Below are 2,818 nucleotides of genomic sequence, written 5' to 3'. Positions count from 1 at the left end.
GCAGGGCGAGATCGAGACGCTGCTGGCCGGGATCTGGGCCGAGCTTCTCGGCGTCGAGCGGGTCGGGCGCCACGACAACTTCTTCGAGCTCGGCGGCCACTCATTGTTGGCCGTTCAAATGATGGAGCGTCTGCGGCGGCTGTCGCTCGGGGTCGAGGTTCGCACCGTATTTGCAAAGCCGATGCTTGCCGATCTGGCCGCCAGTCTTGGCAGCCACCGGGAGGTGGCGGTGCCTGCCAATCCGATCATGGAACAGAGTACGGCGATCACGCCGCGGATGCTGCCGCTGATCGATCTTACCCAACCGGAGATCGACCGGATCGTGTCGACGGTGCCCGGCGGCGTCGGCAATATCCAGGATATCTACGGCCTGTCGCCGCTGCAGGACGGCATTCTGTTCCACCATTTGCTGGCAACCCAGGGTGACCCCTACCTCCTGGTGTCGCAGATGGCCTTTGCCGAGCGAAGTGTGCTTGATCGCTACCTTGCTGCGGTTCAGCAGGTGGTCGACCGCCACGACATTCTGCGCACGGCCTTTGTCTGGGAGGGCCTGCCGAGCCCGGCGCAGGTTGTCTGGCGCAAGGCGGCCTTGGATGTGCTCGAGGTCGAGCTGGAGGGCTGTGATGGTTCCGGCGCCGATGAGCTCAGGCGGCGGTTCGATCCGCGCCAGTACCGTCTCGATCTTGGCCGGGCGCCGCTGATGCGGTTCGTGATCGCGCGCGAACCGGGCAGTGGGCGCTGGCTGCTTTTGGTGTTGCAGCACCATATGATCGGCGATCATACGACGGCCGAGGTGATGCATACCGAGGTCCGGGCCGTGCTGCAGGGGGGCGCGCATGAGCTTGCAGCGCCGCAGCCGTTCCGCAACCTGGTGGTGCAGGCGCGGCTTGGCATGGATGCCAAAGCGCATGAAGCGTTCTTCCGGGAGATGCTGGCCGACATCGACGAGCCGACCCTGCCGTTCGGTCTGAGTGAGGTCTACGGCGACGGCCGCGGATCCCGCGATGCAAGGCGGATGCTGCCGCAGGCGCTCAACGACCGACTGCGCCACCAGGCGCGGCGGCTGGGGGTGAGTCTGGCTAGCCTTTGCCATCTGGCCTGGGCCCAGGTGCTGGCGCTGAGCAGCGGGCGCGAGCAGGTGGTGTTCGGCACGGTGCTGTTCGGCCGCATGCATGCGGGTGCCGGCGCCGACCGTGCCATGGGCTTGTTCATGAATACCTTGCCGTTGCGGCTGGATCTGGATGAGACCGGGGTCGAGGAAAGTGTGCGTATCGCCCACGCCCGTGTGGCCGAATTGCTCTCACACGAGCATGCCTCGCTCGCATTGGCGCAACGCTGCAGCGATATTGCCGCACCAGCGCCACTCTTCAGTGCGCTGCTGAACTATCGCCACAACACGCCGGCCATGGCCGGCGTGGGAACAAGCGAGCTGTCCGGCATGGAATGGCTGGGGGACGAGGAACGGACCAACTACCCGCTGACATTGTCGGTGGATGATTTTGGTCAGGAGCTGAGGCTCACGGCGGATGCGGTCGAACCGATCTCCGCCGATCGGGTCTGCGGCTACATGCAGCGGGCGCTCGAGCAACTGGTCGACGCGCTGGAGCAAGCGCCCGATAGGCCGGTGCGCGAGCTCGACATTCTTCCGGCTGAGGAGCGTAGTTACCTGCTGGAGGAGTTGAACCGGACGGAAGTGGACTATCCGTCGGATCTTTGCGTGCATGCGCTGTTCGAGGCGCAGGTGCGCCGGGCGCCCGACGCGGTCGCACTGGTCTTCGAAGAGCAGTCGATCTCCTACGGCGCGCTCAATGCCGATGCCAACCAGCTGGCCCATCATCTGATCGGGCTCGGGGTGAGGCCGGACCAGCCAGTGGCGATCTGCGTCGAGCGCAGCCCGGCGATGGTGATGGGACTGCTGGCGATCCTCAAGGCCGGCGGCGCCTATGTGCCGCTCGACCCGGCCTATCCCAGACAACGGCTGCGGCAGTTGCTCGACGATGCCGGCCCGCGGCTGCTGCTTTGCGACGCAGCCGGCCGCGCGGCGTTGGGCGCCGAGGCAATCGCCAATCTGAGCGTGGTCGATCTCAATGCGGCCACGCCCGCCTGGGCCGATCAGTCCGCTGACGATCCCGACCCGCATGCCCTCGGCCTGACAGCGCGCCATCTCGCCTATGTCATCTACACATCGGGATCCACCGGCACGCCGAAGGGCGTCATGGTCGAGCATCGCGGGATGACCAATTATCTAAGCTGGGCTCGTGAGAGCTATGCTCCCACATCCTCCTCCGTCGTCTCCTCTTCGCTCGCCTTCGATGCCACGGTCAACAGTCTTTTTGCGCCTTTGGTCGCTGGCGGCCATGCATTGCTTACAAAAGAGGGGGACGAGGTCGAGGGGATCAGGTTGAGGGTCCGCATACCGTGCGGGCTGGTCAATATCACCCCGATGCTTCTGGATGTTCTTGGGCAGCAACTGCAGTCGGCTGGAGATGCCAGTCAGGTGGAGGTGCTCGTCATTGGCGGTGAGGCATTGTCGTCTTCGACGGTCGAGCTATGGCGTCACATCCAGCCGGCTGCTAGAATGGTCAACGAGTATGGCCCAACGGAAGCGGTTGTCGGTTGTGCTTTCCATGACATCCCTGCAGATTTTTCCGCATCGACGAATGTGCCGATCGGCCGTCCGATTGCGAACACGCGGATCTATCTTCTGGACGGTCATGGCGCACCCGTTCCGTTTGGTGCGGTTGGCGAGCTTTATATCGGCGGGGCGGGGGTGGCTCGCGGCTACCTGAACCGTCCGGATTTGACGGCGGAGCGGTTC

The 2,818-nt window shown here is 64.6% G+C and carries 1 protein-coding gene; it reads left to right on the top strand.

What is annotated here, in order from left to right:
- Positions 1-2,818: amino acid adenylation domain-containing protein (locus tag ACMUVN_RS33205; protein WP_414816044.1), on the top strand; the 2,818-nt coding region annotated here is incomplete at both ends.

The organism is Rhizobium sp. IY2, assembly GCF_047532935.1.
Taxonomy (GTDB): Bacteria; Pseudomonadota; Alphaproteobacteria; order Rhizobiales; family Rhizobiaceae; genus Rhizobium; species Rhizobium anhuiense.
The sequence above is the reverse complement of the archived record's forward strand: the minus strand, read 5'-3'. Positions and strand labels throughout refer to the sequence as shown.